Here is a 21,746-nt window from a genome sequence, read left to right on the forward strand (position 1 = left end):
GTGCGGTTTTTGGTGTCTGGACCTGCCTGTTCGCCTGCGGATATGCCCAGGACCGGAAACCGGAAGAAGTGGATGTGGATGATGCCCGTTGGAAGAAAACAGATAATCTGACGGTTACTTCCGAAAACGTGACCAAGCACATTGTGGAACTGGAGCACAGCCAGGATTCCGACAGCTTTGTTTATATCCGTACCTCGGAGAACAACAGGGAGCATTTCCGGGCTTCCTGCAAATTCATTCCCACCGTTCACCGGGAGACGAATGCGGAAGTGGAGGCCAAGCTGGTATGGAAGATGGAGGACGACCGGGGCTACGTAAAGCCCAAGGAAGAAGAACTGTCCTGGGAATATCCGTATGAGGCGGATCTCCAGAATATCCAGCCGGAAAATGATCACCGCATTCTGGTTTGCATGCGCGCACGGCTCAAATCCCCGGGAGAAAAGGAGGAATGGAAGGAAAAGCGCGGGCAGTTGCGCCGCGTATTCGTGCAGGATCCCCGGTTGGAGATGCGGGTCAAATCCATTGCGTTCAATACCGTTCCCGGTAAAATCAGCAATGACGCATTTGACCTGGTGGACAAGGTGAAGGGAAAGGTTATCAACGACAAGCCCGAATTCAAGGACGGCAAGCTGGTGAATCAGAACATGGCCGTTGTTTATCCCGTCAAGTCGCAGCCAGTGGTGGAAACCGTACTTCAGCTCTCATCCAAAAAACTGACCGCAAAGCAGCTGGAACCCTTTCAGTGGGGAGCAAGGGCGGAACCATTTGTCAAAGATGATGCAGATAACATCTTGGAAGATTTAAAACAAGACGGAGAGATCAGAAAATCCATTGAAGTCGGAAAATTACTCCTGACAGGTCGTTTTTCGGCTGAGGCACCTCTGGGCGACAAGATGCGCAAAGGGAAAATCGATCTGGAATGGGTTCTCAAGGAGGGCAAGGATGATATTTATCTGGAAAAGGTTCACCGAACCACGATCCAGGACACCTTCCTGATCCTGAGACAGGCGGAAATTGACCAAAGCGCAAGTAAGGACACCAAGATCTGGAAAAATGGTATTAAGCTGGCTGTTGATACACTTCTGCGCCCTACTCCGAAGGAGGACGCGCAAACATGTTCGGAGCCGGGGGAATATGCCAAAATGCTGGTGAAGGGGATTTATCAGAAAAGCTGGTATCCTGAAAAATTTATGCCATCTTATAGCCGGAAGTTTCAGAAAGGAAAGGGTTATGTGCATGACATTTTCCTCAACAAAATGGTAGACAATTTTGCCGAAGACAAGATATTTCTAATCTGTGTAGAAGCTGCCGCCTTATTCCGTTCCATGCAGAATTTGGTGACAGATGGAGAAGCAGCCGCACAGGACATCCTGCGCAAGTATGACTGGGGCCATCAAGTGGCTATTTATGGAGGAAAAGTCTATGACGGTACACCTTGTAAGAAGACGACGGACGGGCAAAGGCCGCCACAGGGAGAACACGAAGTAGGCACCATGACGTTGAATGAATTCATTGACAAGCGAAATGAAGGGATAGTGAATGACCGCTGGTATATTTCTGAAGGAGATACGGAACACCGATTGATTAATTGATATGAAAAGGCTATTGCTGATACTTTTATTGTTCTGGACGGCTGTTCCCGCAGATGCGCGGGTGGGGATGTATTTTTTGAGTGGACCCACACAAACGGCAGTAGAAAAAGAGTCCATGTCGGAATGGGGAGAGTGGATGACGTTTACACCTCTTACAGAGAAAACAAAGACTCTTCGTGAGCTGTTGGGCATCATGTATGACTCTCTGATAGGAGCTAACATGGACCTTCAGGAGCCTCTGCCGGAAAAGATGGCCGTAAAGAACAATCTGAGAATAGGAGAATACTATGTATTCACGCTGGACGGGGAATCTGTTGATTTGAATTCGTGGCTGGTAATGAACAAAAAAGGGCATATTGTCCATGCGTTTAATTTCAGCTACGGCAGCGGAAAGGTGCTTCCGCGCATTGATGCCGTGTGGATTGGGATGTCCGGGTATGGAACGCCCGCGCGGGATAACATGGAACTGCACGAACAGGGCGATGAAATGTGGATCTATTACGTGGATGTGCAACGCGGGAAGAGACGGCTGCGCTCCTTCGTGAAGGGGAATGTTTCTGTTGTTACGGAAGATGTGGCAGGCGGCTATTATTTCGACTGGCCCCTGGAGTACGACTCGCCGACGATCCGGCAGGACGAGTTGGTTCCGGTTTTGCGTGAATTCGTCCGTGTGCAGAAGGGATTGAGCAAGGGAGTGGAGGCGGAGCGGGAAATACTTTCCGTGCTGCCGAAGGCTAAAAAGTTGAAATACGACCATATGTACCGGACGATCCGCTACGAGAACCCGCCTCCACCTCCGCAGGCGCTTCGCAATGGAATGATTCCTTACTTTAAAAAAGACAGGAAGCCGTTGATGGATAAGCTGGGTTTTCCGGATGCTTCCCGGTACAAAATAACGGAGGCTTCCGGTCCGCATCCTCAGAGGATGACGCATTGCCGCTTGGATTGGCTGAAGAAATTCGGAGTCAAGAATGTGGTGCGGGAATATGGAGCGCCAGCGTCTCTTGTATGCCGATATTTGCCTGACGAACGTACCCATAAGTCCATGTATATTGCTGTGGCGCAGTGCGGGACACGGGAGTTTGCTCTGGATAGTTTGGCTCAGATGAGACTCTGGAAGGCGCGTCTGGAGGAGGAATCCCGCCTGAAAGCGCAGGGAGACAAGGAATGGGACAATCCGCCGGAGCCCGATTCCGAGGTGGTCGCGGCCCGGACGAACACGTCGGACAAGCTGGTGGGAGAGTTTGCGCTGTACTTGAAGGGCAGTCTAGACAAGTTGGGCCGGGTGACGGAGAAGGGGATGTACAGTTCCGTGTTCTTCGTGAGGGGGACGACGGCGGTATGTGTGATCTCGGAAGACCCGGAGAGGAACGTGCTGCCCCTGGCGCGCAGGATGGACGAAGAGCTGAAGAAGATGTACGTTCTTGGTCCGGAGAAGAGGGAGCCGAAGATGTGGGAGCCGGATTCCGGTAAAGAAATGAATTTCAATGATTATCTGAAGTCGAAGGGGGTGGATCCGGAGACGGGAGGGCCATGGAAGGGGGGAGAAGATCGGGAACCCGACAGCGAGGAGCCGGAATAATGAGAAGGGGAGTGGTGATGATCTGGCTGGCCCTGTGTTGCTGGGTGCAAGTTGTTCCTGCGGATGCGCGGGTGGGCATGTATTTTGTGAAGGGAGACAGGCATGATTCATTGGAAAAAGAATCAATGTCGGAGTGGGGCAAGTGGATGACCTTCGGACATCCGTATGAGGAACCCCAGACCACCCGGGACCTGCTTGGCATCATGTATGACTCCCTGATGGGCGCCCACATGGACCTTCAGGAGCCTTTGCCGGAAAAGCTGGCCGTAAAAAACAATCTGAAGATCGGAGAATACTATGTATTCACGCTGGACGGGGAATTTGTTAGGTTGAATTCATGGCTGGTAATGGACAAGAAAGGGCATATTGTCCACTCCTTTGTGTTCTGGTATGGCAGCGGAAAGGTACTCCCACGCATTATGGCTGTATGGCTTGGCGTCGGAGCTTATGAAACTCCTTCGCGGGATAACATGGAATTGCATGAACAGGATGATGAAATGTGGATTTATTATGTGGACAAGCAGAAGAAGAAGCGCCTCTTGCGCTCTTTCGTGAAAGGAAATGTCTCTGTCATTACGGAAGATGTAGGAGGAGGCCATTATTTCGATTGGCCTCTGGAACGCGAATTCCCGACGATCAGGCAGGACGACCTGGTTCCGATTCTGAGGGAATTCGTCAAGATGCAGACGGGGGCGAGCAAGGCGGTGGAGGCGGAGCGGGAAATCCTGTCCCTGCTGCCCAGGGCTAAAAAGCTGAAATACGACCATAATCGTCGGACGATCAGTTACGGGAATCCTCCTCCGCCGCCGCAGGCGCCCGACAGAGGCGTGATTCCGTCCTTTGAGAAGAGCTGGAAGGTGGTGGCTGAAAAATTGCACTTTCCGGATGCCTCCGGGTACCGTCAGACGGAGGAATCCGGTCCGCACCCGCAACGGCTGACCCACTGTTGCCAGGCCTGGTTGGAAAAATGCGGGGTACTTTATGTATTGGAGAAATGGAAGGCGGAGGCGTCTATTGCGCGCCGGTGCCTGTTGAGCGATGAGGACCGGAGCGCGGTGTATGTGGCGGTGGCGCAGTGCGGGACGCGCGCGTATGCGCTGGAGGGATTGGCGCGCATGCGTCTGTGGCAGGCTCAGCTGGAAGAAAAGGCGCGGCGCAAGGCGATGGGGGAAAAGGAGGAAGATCCTCCTGTGGAGCCGGATCCTGTGGTGGTGGCGGGCCGGACGAACGTGTCCGACAGCCTGGTTGGGGACTACGCGCTGTACCTGAAGGGAACGCTGGACAAATTCGGAAGGGCGACGCGCGAGGGGAGGTACGGCGCCATTTTCTTTGTGAGGGGGACGACGGCGGCGTGCGTGATCGCGGAGGACCTGCGGAGGGACATGCTGCCGGCAGCACGGAGGATAGACCGTGAGTTGAAGAAGATGCACGCGCTGGGACCGGAGAAGAGGGAGCCGAGAAAGTGGGAGCCGGATGACGGTTTGGAAAACAAATTTAATAAGTATATGAAATCCAGTGGAGTGGATCCGGAGACGGGAGGGCCATGGAAGGGGGGAGAAGATCGGGAACCCGACAGCGAGGAGCCGGAATGATGAGAGAGTTTTTCAACGTGTTCCGTGTTTTTCCTGAAAAAACATTTGGAATGTACCGGGAAAGCAGCGCCGGCAGGTGTGGCTGTGTGATTGGAACTTGTCAGGAGCCATGTTTGTGGTTAAATCAGGAAATCCTTGGATGAATGTATCGCGACATGTCCTGCGTATCCTGACGGCGGCCGGCTTCTTTTTCCCGGCGTGGCCTCTCGCTGTTTATGGGCGGGAAGATGAAGAACCGCATGCGGCAGCGGCCGTAGAGGAAGATTCCCCTGTATCCGGGAAGGATGATATTGTCGTGCGTCCCGTCAATATTACCGGGAAGGTATTCTCTCTGGATGGGAGCGGCTCTGTGGACCACTTCTTTTTTCTCCCTACCATGAAGGACAGCAGGGAATTTTTCAAGGTGGCGCGTCCTTTTGTCCCGGTGACGGGGCATAGCGTAAGAGCTCTGCCATCCGAACGTGTAAGATGGTTTTCCAAGGCATGGAACGAGTCGGTTCTTTGCCGGGATATGGAGGAAGAGGGCGTGTTTGAAATTGATTTGGGACGCATTGACCGGGAGAACGGGACTGGATTTTGGGTGGTCAGAATGCCTGCTCCTTCCGCGCTCAGCGACAGCGAGGAGGCGGTGGAGCCGGAAACCGTTCTTCCGCCGGAGGAGGGAAAGACTGGCAGGGGCGAAGGTTCGCACGGACCGGAAGATGTGAAGACCGGTGAGTTGCCTGGAAGGGAATAGTAATATGAATTTCCGGGCGAAGGAACGGGATGATGTTTGCGGAGCCGGGAATGGATACCATTGATCCCTGAAAAATAGCGGTTGCTCCTGTTTTCGGCCTGTGAGAGTATCCTGCCGCTATGAGTGATGCCGCTTCCCCCCGCATCAGAAAGACGATGGTGTTTGTGCTGCTGGCCCTGTTCCTGGGGCAGTTCGGGAGCGGCGTGTATGATCTGGTGTTCAGCAATTTCCTGCGGGACGCCCAGCATCTGGACGTGGAGATGCGCGGGTTTATCGAACTGCCGCGGGAGCTGCCCGGCATCCTTTCCCTGTTTGTGGTCGGCATGCTTTTCATGTTCAATGAGGTGCGCATGGCCGGCGTGGCCTGCCTGCTGATGTTCGGCGGCATGTATGCGCTGGCCCTGTGCGGTCCCAGAACCGGGCTGTGGGTTTTGTCCGCGTGGATTCTGACGGTGAGCCTGGGCCAGCACGTTCTGATGGGGATGATCGATACCATCGTGATTCATACGGCGCGGCCCGAAAACCGCAGCCTGAGGCTGGGGCAGATGAAGGCGCTCGGCACGGCGGCTTCTCTGCTGGGGGCTTTGTGCGTCTGGATCAAGTGGAAGTTCAACCAGTCCTTTGCCGTGGATTTTTTCATCATGGGCGGCGTGTGCCTGCTGGCTGCCGTCCTTCTGAGCCGGGTGAAGACGCCCGTGTTTCCCAAGCGCCGCGGGTGGCGGGAATGTTTTGTTTTCAAGCGCAGGTACACCGTTTATTACGGGCTGGAAATTTTGCACGGCATCCGCAAGCAGCTGTATCTTACATTCGGGTTCTGGCTGATGGTCAGTACGCTGGGTCAGTCTCCGGAGCATATCGGGAAGACCCTGCTGATTGCCGGGGTGGTCGGTCTGGGAACGCAGCCTTTGATCGGGTGGAGCATCAAGAGGTTCGGGGAGAGGAATGTCACGATTTTCGACAGCATTGCACTGTCCCTGCTGTGCCTGGCTTACGCGTTTGCCCCCGGGCTGCTGCCTTCGCACTGGGCCGTGGCGGTAGTGACCGCCTGTTTCGTTCTGGATAACCTGTTGTTTGCGCTCGGCATGGCCCGCAGCACGTATGTGGCCCGCATTTGCGAGAGGCCGGAGGATATTACGCCCAGTATTTACACGGGGCTGGCCATCAACCATGTGGCCTCCATTTCCTACGGCGTTTTGGGCGGCCTGATCTGGATGAGCACGGGCGGTCCGCAGGCCGTATTCCTGATAGGCGGCCTGGCTACGGCCGGAGCCGGCCTGGTGGCGCGGCACATGGATGCGCCGCCGCGGAAGGGCGAAGCATAGCGGGCAGCAGGAAGAAGGCAGACTGCTCAAGAGTCTTTTTTGACGGGAACAGCCTTGTTTTCCTCCCCTTTCATGGCCGCCATGATTTTGCGGAAAATGTCCGTGTTTTCATAGATGCCGGTGAAGGCGCCGCTTCCGGAGCCGAAAGCGTAAACGGGAACGGCCACTCCGTCATGGTTGCCGGAAGAGAACAGGGCCGTGATTTCCCCTTTTTCCAGATTGCCCCCGGAAAGGGAGAAAGCGCCGGTGTTGTGGTCCGCCGTGATGACCACCAGCGTGCCGGGATGACGCGCCGCCCATTCCAGCACTGCTCCCGCCGTCCGGTCAAAGTCGAAGATTTCCTCCATCATTTCCGCCAGTTTGCCATGGTGGGCCGCCTTGTCGATGTTGGAGCCTTCCACCATCAGGAAGAATCCCCTGGGGTTGCGGGAGAGGGTTTCCAGGGCTTTCAGCGTGGCCTGGCGGAGTACGGCGCCCCTTTTGCCGGGAGGGGGCAGGTTCCCCGGAGCTACGACGGCGAGCGTTTTTCCCGGCGGCAGGGCGGCGGCTTCCTCCCAGGAACGGGCGATTTTATAGCCCAGGGCCCCCATTTCCTTGAAGATGTCCCTCCCGTCCGGCCTCTGGGTAAAATATTTGCTTCCGCCGCCAAAGATGAAGTCCGCACGGGAGCGTGGATAGTCGCCGATGATGCCGTAGGAGTCGGATCTTTTTTCATTATTGGCGCAGAAGGCTGCCGGGGTGGCGTCATTCAGTTCGCAGGTGACGATCACGCCCGTTGATTTTTCCATGTCTTTCGCCTTGTCGATCAGGGAGTCCAGCTTGTTGCCCTCCGGACATGTGGCCACCCTTTTGTAAAGTGTCTTGGTCCCCGTCGCCATGGCGGTTCCCGCCGCGGCCGAGTCCGTGACCAGCTTGTCCCGGCACCAGGTTTTCGCAATACCCGTCACCGGGCAGTTTTCAATGAACAGGCGTCCCCGGTTGGCGGCCCACGCCGCGGAAAGGTGGTGGATGCCCATGCCGTCCCCGATCATCAGGATGACGTTGTTGACAGGCAGGTGCTGTTCCGGCTCCCGGATGTTTGCCACAGGGTAGGGCTTTTCCGATATAAAGCTCTGCGCATCCGCCGCCGGAAGCTGGGACGGAACAAGCAGCAGGGCACAAGCCAGGACACGCAACAGGAGAGTCATGCCTCCACTTTCCCGCCATGGAGCGGACAAGTAAAGGGGAAAAAGGCGCCGGTTCCGTCAAGAGCCGGCACGGGCGGCGGAATGCCTATTTGGTTTCCGCCTGTTTCTGGAGAATGTCGCGGATTTGTTCCAGCAGGACGACGTCATCCGGCTTGGGTGCGGGCGCGGCGGCCGTTTCCGCCTGCTTGCGGTGCATGGCGCCGATCAGTTTGATGGCGAGGAAGATGGAGAAGGCGATGATCAGGAAGTCAATGGTAGCCTGGAGCAGTTCTCCATACCGGAGTTCCACGTCTCCCAGCTTAAGGGTCAGGAACGCAAGGTTCACGCCGGACGTGAGGTAGCCGATGATGGGCGTGATGATGCTGGAAACGAATACGGAGACGATTTTGTTGAACGCGCCGCCGATGACGACGGCCACGGCCAGGTCAATAACATTGCCTTTCAGCGCGAAAGCCTTGAATTCCTCCAGGAATCCCTTGGGATTAAGAAAATGTGCCATAGTGGACTGATGCTGTTGATGGATTTATTTTGATACGGTACAGATAAAAGAAAAGAAAAATCAAATCCTGCCCTGAACAGAGATATGACTTCCGTTCCGGATAAAATGTGCAAATCATGACGTGGGTCCTAAAAAAATCATTTACAGACGGGGCCAGAAGCGCAAACTACAGAGGCATTATTCAACCTCACCTCCATGAATACAGAAGAGAAATTCAACCAGTACGTACTTCACACTTATGGCCGCTATCCCATGGCAGCCGTTCGCGGAGAAGGCGCCCGTCTGTGGGACAGCACGGGCAAGTGCTATCTGGATTTCTGCGCCGGCATCGCCACCTGCGTGCTGGGGCATTGTCATCCCGCTGTCACACAGGCCCTGCAGAAGCAGGCCGCCACGCTGGTGCACTGTTCCAACCTGTACCAGATTCCCCAGCAGGCGGATCTGGCGGAGTTCATCGTGACCAAGTGCGTGGAGCGTCCGGGAAAGGTGTTTTTCTCCAACAGCGGGGCGGAGTCCAATGACGGGCTGATCAAGGTGGCGCGCCGCTACGGCCACCGGCGCCCCCAGCCGGACGGCAAACCGCGCTTTGAGGTGCTTACGTTCAACAAGTCCTTCCACGGCAGAACCTTGGGCAGCATGTCCGCCACGGGACAGGACAAGATCAAGATCGGCTTTGATCCGATGTTGCCGGGGTTCCGGCACCTGCCCTTCAATGATTTGGAGACGGCGCGCGAAGCCATCAGCCCGGAAACGGTCGCGTTCCTATTGGAACCCGTTCAGGGCGAGGGCGGCGTCAATTCCGTGACGCCGGAGTTCCTGCGCGGGCTGGCTGAGCTATGCAGGAAGCATGACCTTCTTTTACTGATTGACGAAGTCCAGTGCGGCTTTGGACGCTGCGGCAATATCATGGGATGGCGCGCTGTGGCCCCGGACGTGGAGCCGGACGGCGTTTCCTGGGCAAAAGCCCTGGGCGGCGGCTTCCCGATCGGCGGCTTCTGGATTTCCGACCGCGCCATTGACGAGAGCGGCACGGAGCTTTCCTCCATCATGGACCCCGGCTCCCACGGTTCCACTTACGGCGGCAATCCTCTTGCCGCCACGGTCAGCCTGGCCGTTCTCCGGGAAGTCGTTTCCGAAGGGCTGCCGGAACGCGCCCACCGGCTGGGTACGGAAATCCGTGCGGAGATAGAGTCCTGGAATCTGCCCGTGGTGCAGGGGGTGCGCGGATTGGGGCTGCTGCTGGGCATCGGCCTGAATCCGGAAATGGTGGACGCGCCGGAAGGCAAGACGATTGCCTCCGTCGTTGTGGAGTCCCTGCGGCAGGAAGGTTTGCTTTCCGTTCCCGCCGGACCGGAAACGGTACGCCTTCTGCCCCCTCTGAACGTCAGTGAAGAAGAGGTTCAGCAGGCGCTCGCCATCATCAGGCGCGTGCTCAAGACGTACGTGAAGTAAAGAGAGTTCCAACCCGTTTTTTCGCAGTCATGCAGGATGAAGCCATTCAACCGCCCGGCAGTACGGTCAAGCAGTTTTCCGTGATGCTCCAGAACCGGGTGGGGGCCTTGTCCGCCCTTTTGGGCCTGCTGGACATGCACGGTATTTTCTGTCTGGGGTTCAGCATGCATGACTGCCATGAAGCGACAATCGCCCGGCTGGTGGTGAGCGATCCGGAACGGACTTCCGAGATTTTTCTGGAGAAGGGCATCTGCTATACGGATTCCGACGTCCTGGTGGCGGCTCTGCGCCACGGTCCCGCGGACCTCAAGAGGTGTTTGGATGTTCTGTATTCAGCGGAGATGAACGTCAATTTCGTGTATCCCCTCCTGCCGCGCGTTGCCGGGGTGTCCCTGATAGCCTTGCATGTGGATGACATGAATTTCGGACGCACGGTTTTGAATTCCTCCGGCATCAAAGTGCTTTTCCAGCAGGATCTCAGCCGTTAGAAACGCATGGCCGGGGGCGGTTTTTCCGTCATGATGGAAGAGCGTTTCAGCCAAGCGGATCAAGGGGTTGACGGGTTTTTTTCAGCTTGACGGAGAGGGAAAACATGGTATGTTACGGGCCGCATGGCAAAAGTACCCGTAATCAATCTTCGCAAGGGACACGCGGTTAATCATAACAATGACGTTTGCGTTGTAGTCAGCATGGAGCACAAGTGCCCCCCCCGCATGGCTTCCTATGTGCAAATGAGCATCCGCAGCATTTCCACCAAAAAAGTGTACAACCTTCGCCTGACTTCCAATGAATCACTGGAAGGCGTGAACCTTGCCCGTGAGGAGTATGAGTTCAGCTATATTGACGGCATGGGCTACCATTTCATGAATCCCGATACGTATGAGGATATCACCGTGTCTCCGGACATCGTGGAACCCGTGAAGGATTACCTGATGGAAGGCAATATTTACATTCTGCTTTTCACTGATGAAACGGTCGTTTCCGTGGAACTGCCCGCCTCCATCACGATGGAAGTGGCGGAAGCCCCGGAAGGGATCAAGGGTGACAGCGCCAACAACGTTTACAAGTCCGCCACCATGACCACCGGCTTGGTTGTGCAGGTTCCCCTGTTCATCAAGCCCGGCGAAAAGATTTCCGTGAAGACGGAAGACGGTTCCTACCTGGGCCGCGTGAACTAAGCGTTCTTTTTTCCTACTACGCCCTTTCCGGTCGATTGCCACCGGGAAGGGTTTTTTTATGTCTGCGGCAAAACGCCGGAAAGACCAGAAGCCGGGCGGCCCGATTCCTTTACATCCGTCCCTGCTTGCGTTACACCATTTTCATCACAGATTTCCGGCCATGAAAAAGTTGATCATTTTATTAGGGATTTGCATGTGGTACGCGCTGATTCCGGCGTATGGCGCGTCTCCGGTCCGGATTGCGTGCCTGGGGGACAGCATTACCGCCGGAATGCTGGTCAGGAAGGAGGATTGCTGGGTGTCGCGTGTGGCTAAAGCTTTGGGCAAGAAGGCGGAAGTCGGAAATTTTGGCGTGTCCGCCCGCTGCTTGCTTTTCAAGGGCGACCGGCCCATCACACGGGAAAAGGCTTACCGTGACGCTCTGGCATTCAAACCCGGCATGTTGCTGATCGGCCTGGGGACCAATGACAGCAAGGAAGTGAATTGGAAACACAAGGCTGATTTTGCGGATAATTACAAGGAGGTGATCGCGGAGTTCAGGAAAGAGAATCCCAGGTTGAAGGTGTATTGCCTGTTGCCCATTCCGTCCCAGGAGGCCCGGGAAGGCGGCATCAGCAGGGAGCGCATTTCCAGTGAAGTCATTCCGCTTATCCGACAAGTGGCCAAAAGCACCAACTCCAGAGTGATCGACCTCAACAAGGTCATGAAGGACAAGGAGGGCCTGCTGGTGGACGGCGTACACCCCAACGCGGAGGGGCACGCCCTCATGGCAGAACACATTCTCCTGGTTCTCAAGGGGAAAGCTGCGGAATAGAGACTGCCTGCCGGGTATTTTAAAAGATTTTCACGCCTCCTGGCAGTGTGGTAACGTTCCTGAAGGGAGAAATTCCGGGACCGTGTTCTTCCCGGCCATCATTCTATCCGGGCTTCCGGTTTCTTTTCCGGCTGGTACGGGATAGTCCCCTTGTGGGGGGAATCCTTTTTCTGGTAAATGCGGACGTAGTCTATTTCGTATTTCTGGGGCAGGGGAAGTTTGTTCAGATCGCCTCCGGTGGCGCCCAGGGCCAGGTTCAGGATGATGAAATGAGGTTGCCGAAAGGGATTGGCGATTTCCTTGTAAACGGCGTTGATTGTATTGTCCAGGGAGGTCTTGTTCAGCAGGATGTCGTCTGCGTACAGGCGCACTTCTTTTTCATCCCAGTCCATGCGGAAGACATGGAAGCGGGAATCCCACTGAGGGTCTTTTTCCCGCAACCATTTCAGAGGCGTGTAGGTAGAACTCCATTTGCCAACGTGTTTTTTGGCGGATCCCCAGCAGAGGTTGGCCAGATACGTGGACTGGTAGTATTCCATGATGTCTATTTCCCCGCACCTGGGCCATCCTTCCCTGACCCCCAGTGTCCAGAACGCAGGCCACATGCCTTCCCGAGGGCTGAATCTGGCGCGGATCTCAAAACGTCCGTACTGCCAGGAGAATTTGCCCTGTGTCGTCAATGAGGCTGATGTATATTCCGCATTCTTCTGGGTGGTGCGCCAGTCTTTTCCTTCCGGATTGTAGCGGGGGTTGGGGCGCTTCTCCTTCCTGCCTTCAATGATCAGCATGCCGTCCTTGCAATAGGCGTTTTCCGGCTGGTACCACTGGGCTTCCTTGTTGCGGACGAATCCCTTTTCATAGTTCCATTTGGCGGGATCGGGGCGGCCGTCCTTGTCAAATTCGTCATTCCAGACGAGTTCATAGCCGGAATAATCCGCCTTTTCCACGACTCTGTCGGCTTTTTTGACGCCGTCCCCGTGAAGCGAGTAGAGCTGGGCATGGGCGGGAACGGCCAGAATTGCGGCGCAGGCCAGGGACCGGAGAAAGAAGGCGGTTTTCATATGATGTGAATGACGGTTGTTTTATCTTTTACGGTCATAGGTAAGGCGGTTTGTCATCTTTTGCCATAAAAGTTCATTTACGCGGAAGAGTGTTGAGAATTTCATGGCATGTGTTAGGATTGGCTAACAATAAGGAGTTTCAGTTTGTCTGAATAAGGAAACAATCACTTTTAACGACCATGGAAGAAAAGAATTATCTGGTTTCCGGCATGCATTGCGCCGGCTGTGCCGCCAAAGTAGAACGGGCCGTGGGAGAGTTGCAGGGGGTGGAGAGTGTGGAGTTGAATTTGCTGACAGGCCGCATGACCGTCGTTTTCCGGGAGCATGGTTCTCCCGCCAGGGGCCGTATGGCGGAGGTGGTGGAAAAAGCCGGATTCCAGTTGGCGGACTGGGTGGACGGAACACCTTCCGGCAAGGATGAAGAAGAAAAGGCAGAAGATGCCGGAGGCGCCCGGCTTGTGTGGTCCGTCTTGCTGCTGCTGCCCCTGATGTATTTGTCCATGGGGCCCATGTGGAGCTGGCCGGCGCCTTCCGGAGAGTGGGGGATCTGGGCGAATTTGTGGGGGCAGTGCATCCTGGCGGCCCTGATTCTGTGGCTGAACAGGCGTTATCTGGTCAACGGCGTGCGTCAGCTGGCCTTCCTGTCTCCCAATATGGATTCCCTGATTGCCATCGGTTCCGGTTCCGCCTTCCTGTATGGCCTGTTCCTGCTGTGCGGCAGGATGCTGCAAGGCGGCAGAGTGGATACCATGGAGCTGTATTTTGAGTCCTCCGCCATGATCGTCACCCTGATTTCCCTGGGAAAGTATTTGGAGCGCCGTTCCTACCGGAAGACGAATGCCGCCGTGAAGGGTCTGGTGAATTTGATTCCCCAGGAAGCCCTGGTCTGGCATGAAGGGGAGGAACGGGCCGTGCCCCTGAATGAACTCCAAGTGGATGACCTGATTGTGGTGAAGACCGGCCAGAGGGTTCCGGTGGACGGCGTGATTACGGAAGGACAGGCCGCTCTGGACGAGTCCGATCTGACGGGCGAAAGTTTACCCGTGGATAAGAGCGCCGGAGACAGGGTGATCAGCGGTACGTTCAACCGCGCCGGATATCTCAAGGTCCGCGCCGAACGGGTGGGCGGGGATTCTACGCTGGCCCGCATGATCCGCCTGGTGGAGCAGGCCGGCCAGTCCAAGGCTCCCATTGCGCGGCTGGCGGACCGGGTGTGTTATTTCTTCGTGCCCGCGGTGATTGCCATTGCTCTTGCGGCGTTTGGCATCTGGCTGGCTGCCGGGGAGGGCTTTTCCTTTGCTCTTGCCAGGGCGATTGCCGTGCTGGTGATTTCCTGCCCCTGCGTTCTCGGTCTGGCCACCCCCATCGCGATTATGGTGGGTACAGGCAGGGGCGCGCGCCTGGGCATTCTGTGCAAGTCCGCCAGCGCTTTGGAGGCCTTGAGCCGTGTGGATACCGTGGTGTTTGACAAAACAGGAACCCTGACCGTCGGGGAGCCGCGCGTGGTGGCTGTTCTGCCGGAGCACGGCATGAATGCGAGTGAACTGATGGAAGCGGCGGCCGCCCTGGAACAGGGATCGGAGCATCCGGTCGGAAAGGCCATTTATGAACACGCCAGAATGCTGGAGCTGCCCGTGCGGCCTGTGTCGGACCTGTCCATCGTGCCCGGCCGCGGGATTGCGGGGACGGTGGACGGAGTACCGTATGTCATCGGCAACCTGGCGTTCATGCAGGAGAAAGGGATTTCATGGGAGGAGGAACAGGGGCGGTTCAGGGAGTTCATGAGGCAGGGCGCTTCTCCCCTTTACGTGGGACGCGAAGGACGCCCCGCCGGGGCGGTCATGGTGGCGGATTCCCTGAAGCCGGACAGCCTTTCCGCCGTGGACAATTTGAAGAGAATGCAGATGCGCGTGGTGATGCTGACGGGGGACAATGCCGCTACGGCGCGGCATATGGCGGAAGAACTGCATATTGACGAAGTGGTTTCCGACGTGCTGCCGGATGAAAAGGCCTCCCACATCATGAAGATGGAGAAGGCGGGGGCCAGGGTGGCTATGGTCGGAGACGGCGTGAACGACGCGCCCGCCCTGGCATGCGCCCAGGTGGGCATTTCCCTGAAGTCCGGGACGGACCTGGCGATGGAGTCTTCCGACATCGTGCTGATGAAGAGTCATCCGCGCGGCGTGGCGGAGGCCCTGCAATTGGGGCGCGCCACGCTCCACATTATCAGGCAGAATTTGTTCTGGGCATTTTTCTACAATACGATCGGCATTCCTCTGGCCGCCGGAGCCCTGTACCCTGCTTTCGGCATTACGCTGAATCCGATGATAGCTGCGGCGGCCATGAGCCTGAGTTCCCTGTGCGTGGTGTTCAATTCCCTGAGGCTGCGCACATTTAAGCCCTATCTGGAGAAATAAGGCCGTGAGACGTTGCAGAACAGGGGCTTTGCCTTGATGGAGAAGGGGCTGAAAAAGAATGTCAGGAGTTTTGCAGAAGAGCCTGGGCCAGCGTGCGTGCGTGATCGCCTCCGCCACCCAGCATGCGGGCCAGTTCATCTATTCTTTCTTCCTGGTCCACTTCCCGCAGGCAGGAGATGGTGCGGTTGCCCGCGGAGGCTTTCTGGACCAGATAGTGGTGGGAGGCCAGGGCGGCCACCTGCGGAAAGTGCGTGATGGAGATGACCTGATGCCTGGCGCCCAGTTGCTGCATTTTAAAGCCCACGGACCGGGCCACTTCCCCGCCCACGTTGGCGTCTATTTCATCAAACACCAGCAGCGGCGTGGAGTCCTTGTGGGCCAGGGCGCTCTTGATCGCCAGCATGATGCGGGCCAGCTCCCCGCCGGATGCAATGAGCCGCAGGGGCTTGGAGGGTTCTCCCGGGTTGGGGCCGAAGAGGAATTCCACCGTTTCCATCCCCTGTGAGCCGGGGTCCTGGAGCGGAGTCAGAGATATTTCAAATACGGCCTGACGGAAGCCCAGTTCCCGTGAATGTTTGACGATAGATTCCGCCAGACGCGGCGCGGCGGCCTGGCGTGCTTTCGTCAGGGCCTGTCCGGCGGCGTCCAGTTGCTTGCGCAGCTGGGCAATGGCGGCCCGCAGTTCTTCCAGGCGTTCCGTCCGGTGCTCGATGCGGTCCAGCCTGCGTACGGCTTCCTCCCGTCGTGCGGCGATGTCTTCAAAGGAATGCCCATATTTCATTTTCAGGGATTCCAGCAGGTTGATGCGTTCTTCAAGCCGGAACAGCTCCTGGGGATCGCAGTCCAGTTCCGCGGAGTAGTCCGCCAGGCGGCTTTCAATTTCCTTGAGTTCCAGTGTCACTCCCTTCAGCGGAGCCAGCCATGCGGCGGTGGAAGAGTCCATGCGTTCCAGGTCGTGGGAGGCACGGGAGAGTTCCCGCAACTGGGAGCCGAGTCCGGGACCGTCCGTTTCCTCCAGCATGGAGAGCATTCTGGATACCAGCTCCTGGAGCCTTGTTCCGTTGCGGGCGCGCTGCCAGCGTTCCTCCAGAGTGAGCACTTCCTCCAGGGTGAATCCGGCGGCGTCTATCTCGTCCACCTGGTGGCGCAGCAGTTCTATTTCCCGGTCGGCGGCGGCTTCTGCGTGCTCCAGGTCGTCATACGCCCTGCGCGCGTCCTGCCATTGTCTCCAGGAGTCCGCGTAGGCCTGCGTCAGCCGGGCGTGTTCACCGAAGGCGTCCAGCAGGGAGAGCTGCCTGTCATGGGAGGTCAGGGAACGATGGTCATTGGGGCCGTGCATGTCCACCAGGCAGGCGCCCGCCTCCCGCAGAAGGTTCAGCGTGCAGGGGCTGTCGTTCAGGAACTGGCGGTTGGCGGTGGGGGAGATGATGCGCTTGATGATGAGGTTGCCGTCTTCACAGGGGGGCACCCCGTGTTCGTTCAGGATGGCGTGCACAGGGGATGAGTTCGGGAGATGAAACACGGCTTCCACGCTGCATTGCTGTTCTCCGGAACGGATGAGCGTTTTGTCCGCACGTTCGCCCAGCGCCAGACGAATGGCGCCGATGATGACGGATTTGCCCGCTCCCGTTTCCCCCGTGATGCAGATGAAGCCGGAGCTGGGTTCCCACAGCAGCTGGTCCACGAGAGCCAGGTTCCTGATTTTCAGCAAAGTAAGCATTCGGGCTTTGGATTTTGAATGCATTATGGCATAATCAGCTCTAAACGCAACCATGACATCCGTGATGAACATTCTCTTTTTGGGCACGGGCACGTCTACCGGGGTTCCCCAGATAGGTTGCTCCTGTGCGGTCTGCACCTCCCCGGACCCCAGAAACAAGCGATTGCGTTCTTCCATTTACGTGGAGGCGTCCGGCATCCGTATCCTGCTGGATTCCTCTCCCGATCTGCGTCAGCAGGCCCTGAGGGAAAATATTACCGATCTGGATGCCGTGCTGTACACGCATGCCCATGTGGATCACATAGGCGGGTTTGACGATTTGCGAGCCTTCTGCTGGCGCAGAGCGGGAGGATTGCCCATGTACGCCTCCCCGGAAACCATGAAGACTTTGAGGACCATGTACGGCTGGGCGTTTGAGTCCGGAAAGGCCAGAACCGGCTACGTGCGGCCGGAACCCCACGAGACGACGGAACCCTTCCACGTGGGCGGCGTTCTGGTGACGCCTCTTCCCGTTATGCATGCCGGAGTGGAGACTTATGCCTACGTGTTGGAGTCCGGAGGCAGGCGGCTGGTGTACATGCCTGATGTCAAGAGTATTCCGGAGGCCTCCCTGGAGCGCATGACGGGGGCGGATCTTCTGATTATCGACGGCTTGCGCTATGACCTTCATCCCACTCACATGTGCCTGGACGAGTCCTTGGCCGCCATCAGGGCCATCGAACCCGGACAGGCTTTTCTGACGCACCTTTCCCATAACATGGATTACCGTATTTTGTCCGGCAGGCTGCCGGAGAACGTGGGGGCGGCCTATGATGGCCTGCGGCTGTCCCTGCCATGATTTCTTCCTTCCCTGCCGACATGACCTCTTTTCCCGACAAGAACAGGAATGACGCGTCGCCGGATATCGGCACCAGAGACGTGTTCGGCTTTTCCGTGGCCGTAAGCTCCGTTGGAGAGATGTGCTCCGTTCTGGTGGAACGTGCCTTGGCCGGGGAAGCCCCTTTTCTGGTAGCCGCCGCAGATGTGCACGTGATAACTCGCGGCGTACATGAACCGGAGTATGGCGCGGTTTTGGAGAGGATGGATGTGATTTGTCCGGATGGCATGCCGGTGGTATGGAAGCTCAACAGAGTGCGGGGGGGGGGAAGACCGCCGAACGCGTGAGCGGGCCGGATTTGATGGAAGCCGTGGTGAAGGCGAATGCCGAATATCCCGGCCTGAGACATTTTCTGCTGGGGGGCGACGAAAGGACACTGGAAACCCTGGCGGCCAGGCTGGCGGAAAAGTTCCCCGGTTTTTGTTTGGCCGGAGTTTATTCTCCGCCGTTCCGCTACTGGAGTGAGAAGGATTTGCAGGATATGAGGGAGGCCATTGCCAGCAGCGGAGCCAATGTGGTCTGGGTGGGGCTGGGATGTCCCAAGCAGGAACGGTGGATGGCGGAACAGAAGGACCTGCTTCCTCCCGCCGTGTATGCAGGCGTGGGAGCGGCTTTTGCCTTTCATGCGGGCACGGTGAAGCGTGCGCCGGTGTGGATGCAGAAGAACAGTCTGGAATGGCTGTACCGCATTTGCAGGGAGCCGGGAAGGCTGCTCAAGCGGTACGTGAAGCATAACAGCCTGTTCGTGTGGTACCTGCTGACGGGACGGTAAAGCCTTTTCCGGTGCGTGCCCCGGACAGGAGGCGCAGGTTTTTTGGCTTGTACCGTTCTTGTGCGGTTTTATCATGTCTTCTCCCGGTCCTGCACGTCCGCAAGGGGTACGGGTGACGTTTCTCATTCCTGCGCCGCCTTAAACTCCATTTCTCCTATGTTCTTTCACCGCATTCCCCGGAAAACCTGGTATGAAAAAGCCGTGGAGCGCGTTTTCAGAGACAGGAAACTGTGTGAAGAAAAGCTGCTCCCCTTCGGCTGCGTTCGCGGAGAAAACGGTTTCCTGTACCGGACAAAACTGCTGAATGGCCGCCGCATGGAATTTGAAATACGCGCGGACGGTTCCGTCTGCGTGGCAATGCATGATGCAGACGGGAGGGACATCCGGCATTCAGCCCGGGAGGCGGCGGACAAGTTGCAGGAAAGGGCGCTCCGGAGGGAATATGAGGAAGAACTGTGGCATGTGGCAGAATGCTGCTTTGAGCCTGATTTCTTCCACGGCGATCCTGCCCGGAGCCTCGTCGCTCACGTCCGGGAGGTTTACGGGGACGAACTGGAATTCCTGTGGCGCAAGTCGCCGGGGAGCGCCATTGTGCGCCGGAAGGACACGGAAAAATGGTATGCCGTTTTTCTGGCCGTGCCGCGGCTGAAGCTGGGCAGCAGTTCCAAAGAGAGGGTTGAGGTGCTGAATTTGCGGGTTTGTCCCGGAGAGCTTGACGGCCTTGTGGACCATCGCAGTCGTTTTCCGGCCTACCATATGAATAAGAAAAGCTGGGTGAGCCTTTGTCTGGACGGGACCATTCCTTTTGAAGAACTGGCCGCGCGCCTGGGGACCAGCCGCCGTCTTGCCGGGAAGTGAATGCCGTTTCCGGCGGTTTTCCGGACGGCATATATTCTCCGCACCCGGAATCCATCCGGAATATGGCGGCGGAGTTCGCGGATGGAAGGGAGGACGGGGCTCTTGACCCGGAAGGAGGCCGGGCCTACAGTGGGGGCATGAACGTTGAAGAAAAGGCGCTGTCCACCTTCCGCACGGAACCCTGGCGCCACAACTGCGCCCAGGCCGTTTGCGCGGCGCTGGGAAGGGAGGATTTGCTGGAAGCCGTCTCCGCGTGCGGCACGGGAAGAGCGCCTGACGGGGTATGCGGCGCCTTGTATGGAGCCCTCCTGTGCACGCCCGTGCAGTCAAGGGAGGAGCTGAAGCGGCGGTTTGTGGAAAAGCTGGGTTATTCCCATTGCAGAGACCTGAAAAAAGAAGGCCGTGTTCCGTGCCGGGACTGCGTTGCCTCCGCGGCTGTTATGGCTTTTGATTTGCAGGAGTGAACGCAGAATGACACGACTGTATTCATAGTTTTTCATGAAGAAAGGGTCTATTGGAATGAATCCAAATAGAACAACGTCATGAAAAAATTGATATATGCTATAGCAGCGGTAGCCGTTGCAGTTCCCGTCGTGGCCCTGGCCCAGAGCGCTTGTAACAGCGGTTCCTGCACCAAGGGTGACAAGGACATGGCCGAAGCCAAGGACCACATGAAAAAGGGTGCCCAAGCCGCCAAGGATGCCGCTTCTGAAAAAATGAAGGAAGGCAAGGAAGCGATGAAGGGCGCTTACGAAAGAAGCAAGGAAGCCGTCAAGGATACTTACCAGGACAGCAAGGAAGCCGTGGACCATGCGGCGGACAGGGCTGCCGATAAGGCCGAAGCCGTCGGTGATGCTGTGAAAAACGGTTAATTCAAACGATAAAAAACAAACCATTTAATTATTATGTGTGACTCCAAAGATCATATGAACCATATGCATGAAGGCTGTGGATGCTCCAAAGATGCCGCTTCCGGAAAGATGGAAGAGGGCAAGCAGGTGATGAAGGACGCCTACGAAAAAGGCAAGGAAGGCGTCAAGGATATGGCTTCCGGTGTAAGTGACAAGACCAAGTCCATGATGCACAAGGACAAAGACGCTTAATTCCCGCGAGTGAATAAGCCGTTTTTTATTCTGCATCCCGTATGCGGAATGATTTCCCCTTGTCAGGGTTTCCCGGGCAGGGGGATTTCTATGCAGGCTGGTTTGCTGGAGAAGGGGCGCCTTCTTCCGGAAGTTGGAGGGCGTGCAGGCTGATCTTATGCTTCTTGCACAGCTGCTCCACCCGGTCCCGTTCCAGCAGGATGGTTTTTCCCGCTTCCAGGGCGATTTGCCTGATGCCGCATTCCGCGCACGTCTGGATGGTGACGGGGCCTACGGTGGGGATGTCGAAGCGCATGTCGTGCCCCAGGCGGGCTACTTTGGCCAACGTGGCGGGTTTGCCGTTGCCCAGCTCGCCGCCGCGGCGGATGCAGTTGTTGGTGCCTTCAATGGCTTCCACGGCCACCACGGTGCCATGGTGCACGATGACGGACTGGCCGATGTGCAGACGGCTGATTTCCTTAGCCGTTTGCATGCCGAAGACGGCGTCTTCCCATTGCTCCGGGGTGGGTCTGGGGCCGGCGATGTGACCCGGCTGGGGCATGTGTTCCTCCATGTATGTGGAGGCAGGCAGGATGTTGAAGCCTTCCTTTTCCGCTTCCGTGATGACCGCCCCCAGCAGGGAGTCCGCGTTTTTCTCCGGCATGCGCATCAGGACGGAAAGGGCGCGCAGGTCCGGCCGGAGGGAAAGGATGTTTTTGGGGTTGATGCCCCCCGCCATGATGACGTCGGTCACACCGTGTTTTTTCAGGAAGGAGAAGGGCTTGCTGATCTGCCCTACGCTGAATTCCCGGTACTCGTCGCACAAGGGAATGACCGCTGGGTTGGTTTCCCCCTTGAAGCCCACGGCCACGATGCGCAGGTGCGGCGTGTGGCGGCGCGCTCCCCGGACGATGTATTCCGGATAGGCTCCGTCACCGGCTACCAGACCTAAGACGGGCGGGTTGGTGGTCATGCGGCTTGGGCAGGCGGGAGGAATGGAAAGAG

The 21,746-nt window shown here is 57.1% G+C and carries 22 protein-coding genes; 17 read left to right on the forward strand and 5 right to left on the reverse strand.

The annotated features are described in order from the left end of the window. Positions 1-410 precede the first annotated feature (410 nt). From V3C20_RS05560 to V3C20_RS05580, 5 genes are all read left to right on the forward strand, one after another. On the forward strand, positions 411-1,592 hold the full coding sequence (locus V3C20_RS05560; protein ID WP_149873361.1) for a hypothetical protein: 1,182 nt from the start codon (positions 411-413) through the stop codon (positions 1,590-1,592). A gap of 193 nt (positions 1,593-1,785) precedes the next feature. Beyond that, the gene (locus V3C20_RS05565; protein ID WP_130084183.1) at positions 1,786-3,174 is read left to right on the forward strand and encodes a hypothetical protein; all 1,389 of its coding nucleotides are present in this window, start codon (positions 1,786-1,788) and stop codon (positions 3,172-3,174) included. Next, entirely contained in the window at positions 3,174-4,766 is a 1,593-nt protein-coding gene (locus tag V3C20_RS05570; RefSeq protein WP_130084184.1) for a hypothetical protein, read from the forward strand. The genes V3C20_RS05565 and V3C20_RS05570 overlap by 1 nt, the downstream gene beginning before the upstream one ends. Before the next feature lie 139 nt (positions 4,767-4,905). Beyond that, a complete protein-coding gene (locus V3C20_RS05575; protein ID WP_130084185.1) occupies positions 4,906-5,502 on the forward strand; it encodes a hypothetical protein in 597 nt (198 codons plus the stop codon). A 119-nt stretch (positions 5,503-5,621) separates the two neighbouring features. Next, positions 5,622-6,824: an MFS transporter gene (locus V3C20_RS05580; protein ID WP_130084186.1), complete on the forward strand. Its 1,203-nt coding sequence runs from the start codon at positions 5,622-5,624 to the stop codon at positions 6,822-6,824. 26 nt (positions 6,825-6,850) lie between these two features. Here the strand turns inward: V3C20_RS05580 and V3C20_RS05585 are convergent, their stop codons facing one another. Further along, on the reverse strand, positions 6,851-8,011 hold the full coding sequence (locus tag V3C20_RS05585; protein WP_130084187.1) for an alkaline phosphatase: 1,161 nt from the start codon (positions 8,009-8,011) through the stop codon (positions 6,851-6,853). An 85-nt stretch (positions 8,012-8,096) separates the two neighbouring features. Further along, positions 8,097-8,510 (reverse strand): large conductance mechanosensitive channel protein MscL, encoded by a 414-nt coding sequence (gene mscL, locus V3C20_RS05590; protein ID WP_130084188.1) that lies wholly within the window; start codon positions 8,508-8,510, stop codon positions 8,097-8,099. 195 nt (positions 8,511-8,705) lie between these two features. On the opposite strand from mscL, the gene V3C20_RS05595 reads away from it, so the two are divergent. The 4 genes from V3C20_RS05595 (at position 8,706) to V3C20_RS05610 (ending at position 11,954) form a co-directional block, all read left to right on the forward strand. Further along, positions 8,706-9,962: an acetylornithine transaminase gene (locus V3C20_RS05595; RefSeq protein ID WP_130084189.1), complete on the forward strand. Its 1,257-nt coding sequence runs from the start codon at positions 8,706-8,708 to the stop codon at positions 9,960-9,962. A 29-nt stretch (positions 9,963-9,991) separates the two neighbouring features. Next, a complete protein-coding gene (locus V3C20_RS05600; RefSeq protein WP_067569173.1) occupies positions 9,992-10,450 on the forward strand; it encodes a hypothetical protein in 459 nt (152 codons plus the stop codon). 123 nt (positions 10,451-10,573) lie between these two features. Next, positions 10,574-11,140, forward strand: coding sequence for an elongation factor P (gene efp / locus V3C20_RS05605; RefSeq protein WP_067569176.1), 567 nt, complete (start codon positions 10,574-10,576; stop codon positions 11,138-11,140). A 160-nt stretch (positions 11,141-11,300) separates the two neighbouring features. Further along, positions 11,301-11,954, forward strand: coding sequence for a GDSL-type esterase/lipase family protein (locus V3C20_RS05610; protein WP_161981371.1), 654 nt, complete (start codon positions 11,301-11,303; stop codon positions 11,952-11,954). 98 nt (positions 11,955-12,052) lie between these two features. Here V3C20_RS05610 and V3C20_RS05615 read toward each other — a convergent pair whose 3' ends face one another. Beyond that, entirely contained in the window at positions 12,053-13,015 is a 963-nt protein-coding gene (locus tag V3C20_RS05615; RefSeq protein WP_130084191.1) for a glycoside hydrolase family 16 protein, read from the reverse strand. 179 nt (positions 13,016-13,194) lie between these two features. Between V3C20_RS05615 and V3C20_RS05620 the strand changes: the two genes are divergently transcribed. After that, entirely contained in the window at positions 13,195-15,432 is a 2,238-nt protein-coding gene (locus V3C20_RS05620) for a heavy metal translocating P-type ATPase (protein WP_130084192.1), read from the forward strand. Between the two features lie 61 nt (positions 15,433-15,493). On the opposite strand, the gene recN is transcribed toward V3C20_RS05620, so the two are convergent. Further along, positions 15,494-17,152 (reverse strand): DNA repair protein RecN, encoded by a 1,659-nt coding sequence (gene recN / locus V3C20_RS05625; protein ID WP_130084193.1) that lies wholly within the window; start codon positions 17,150-17,152, stop codon positions 15,494-15,496. A gap of 64 nt (positions 17,153-17,216) precedes the next feature. On the opposite strand from recN, the gene V3C20_RS05630 reads away from it, so the two are divergent. The 7 genes from V3C20_RS05630 to V3C20_RS05660 all read left to right on the forward strand — a co-directional run bounded on the left by V3C20_RS05630 (position 17,217) and on the right by V3C20_RS05660 (position 20,762). Further along, a complete protein-coding gene (locus V3C20_RS05630) occupies positions 17,217-17,990 on the forward strand; it encodes an MBL fold metallo-hydrolase (protein WP_161981372.1) in 774 nt (257 codons plus the stop codon). Positions 17,991-18,010: 20 nt separating this feature from the next. Further along, on the forward strand, positions 18,011-18,316 hold the full coding sequence (locus V3C20_RS05635; RefSeq protein WP_161984341.1) for a hypothetical protein: 306 nt from the start codon (positions 18,011-18,013) through the stop codon (positions 18,314-18,316). After that, the gene (locus V3C20_RS05640) at positions 18,268-18,801 is read left to right on the forward strand and encodes a WecB/TagA/CpsF family glycosyltransferase (protein ID WP_149875901.1); all 534 of its coding nucleotides are present in this window, start codon (positions 18,268-18,270) and stop codon (positions 18,799-18,801) included. Before V3C20_RS05635 ends, V3C20_RS05640 begins: the two co-directional genes overlap by 49 nt. 156 nt (positions 18,802-18,957) lie before the next feature. Beyond that, positions 18,958-19,659, forward strand: a complete 702-nt coding sequence (locus tag V3C20_RS05645; RefSeq protein WP_130084196.1) for an MmcQ/YjbR family DNA-binding protein — start codon at positions 18,958-18,960, stop codon at positions 19,657-19,659. A 62-nt stretch (positions 19,660-19,721) separates the two neighbouring features. Then, positions 19,722-20,123, forward strand: a complete 402-nt coding sequence (locus V3C20_RS05650; RefSeq protein ID WP_130084197.1) for a hypothetical protein — start codon at positions 19,722-19,724, stop codon at positions 20,121-20,123. Positions 20,124-20,201: 78 nt separating this feature from the next. Beyond that, on the forward strand, positions 20,202-20,531 hold the full coding sequence (locus V3C20_RS05655) for a hypothetical protein (protein ID WP_130084198.1): 330 nt from the start codon (positions 20,202-20,204) through the stop codon (positions 20,529-20,531). Positions 20,532-20,585: 54 nt separating this feature from the next. Then, positions 20,586-20,762: a hypothetical protein gene (locus tag V3C20_RS05660; RefSeq protein WP_153812566.1), complete on the forward strand. Its 177-nt coding sequence runs from the start codon at positions 20,586-20,588 to the stop codon at positions 20,760-20,762. A gap of 88 nt (positions 20,763-20,850) precedes the next feature. On the opposite strand, the gene lpxI is transcribed toward V3C20_RS05660, so the two are convergent. Further along, a complete protein-coding gene (gene lpxI, locus V3C20_RS05665) occupies positions 20,851-21,714 on the reverse strand; it encodes a UDP-2,3-diacylglucosamine diphosphatase LpxI (RefSeq protein ID WP_130084199.1) in 864 nt (287 codons plus the stop codon). Between the last annotated feature and the right edge of the window lie 32 nt (positions 21,715-21,746).

This window comes from Akkermansia sp. RCC_12PD (genome assembly GCF_036417355.1).
Classification (GTDB): domain Bacteria; phylum Verrucomicrobiota; class Verrucomicrobiia; order Verrucomicrobiales; family Akkermansiaceae; genus Akkermansia.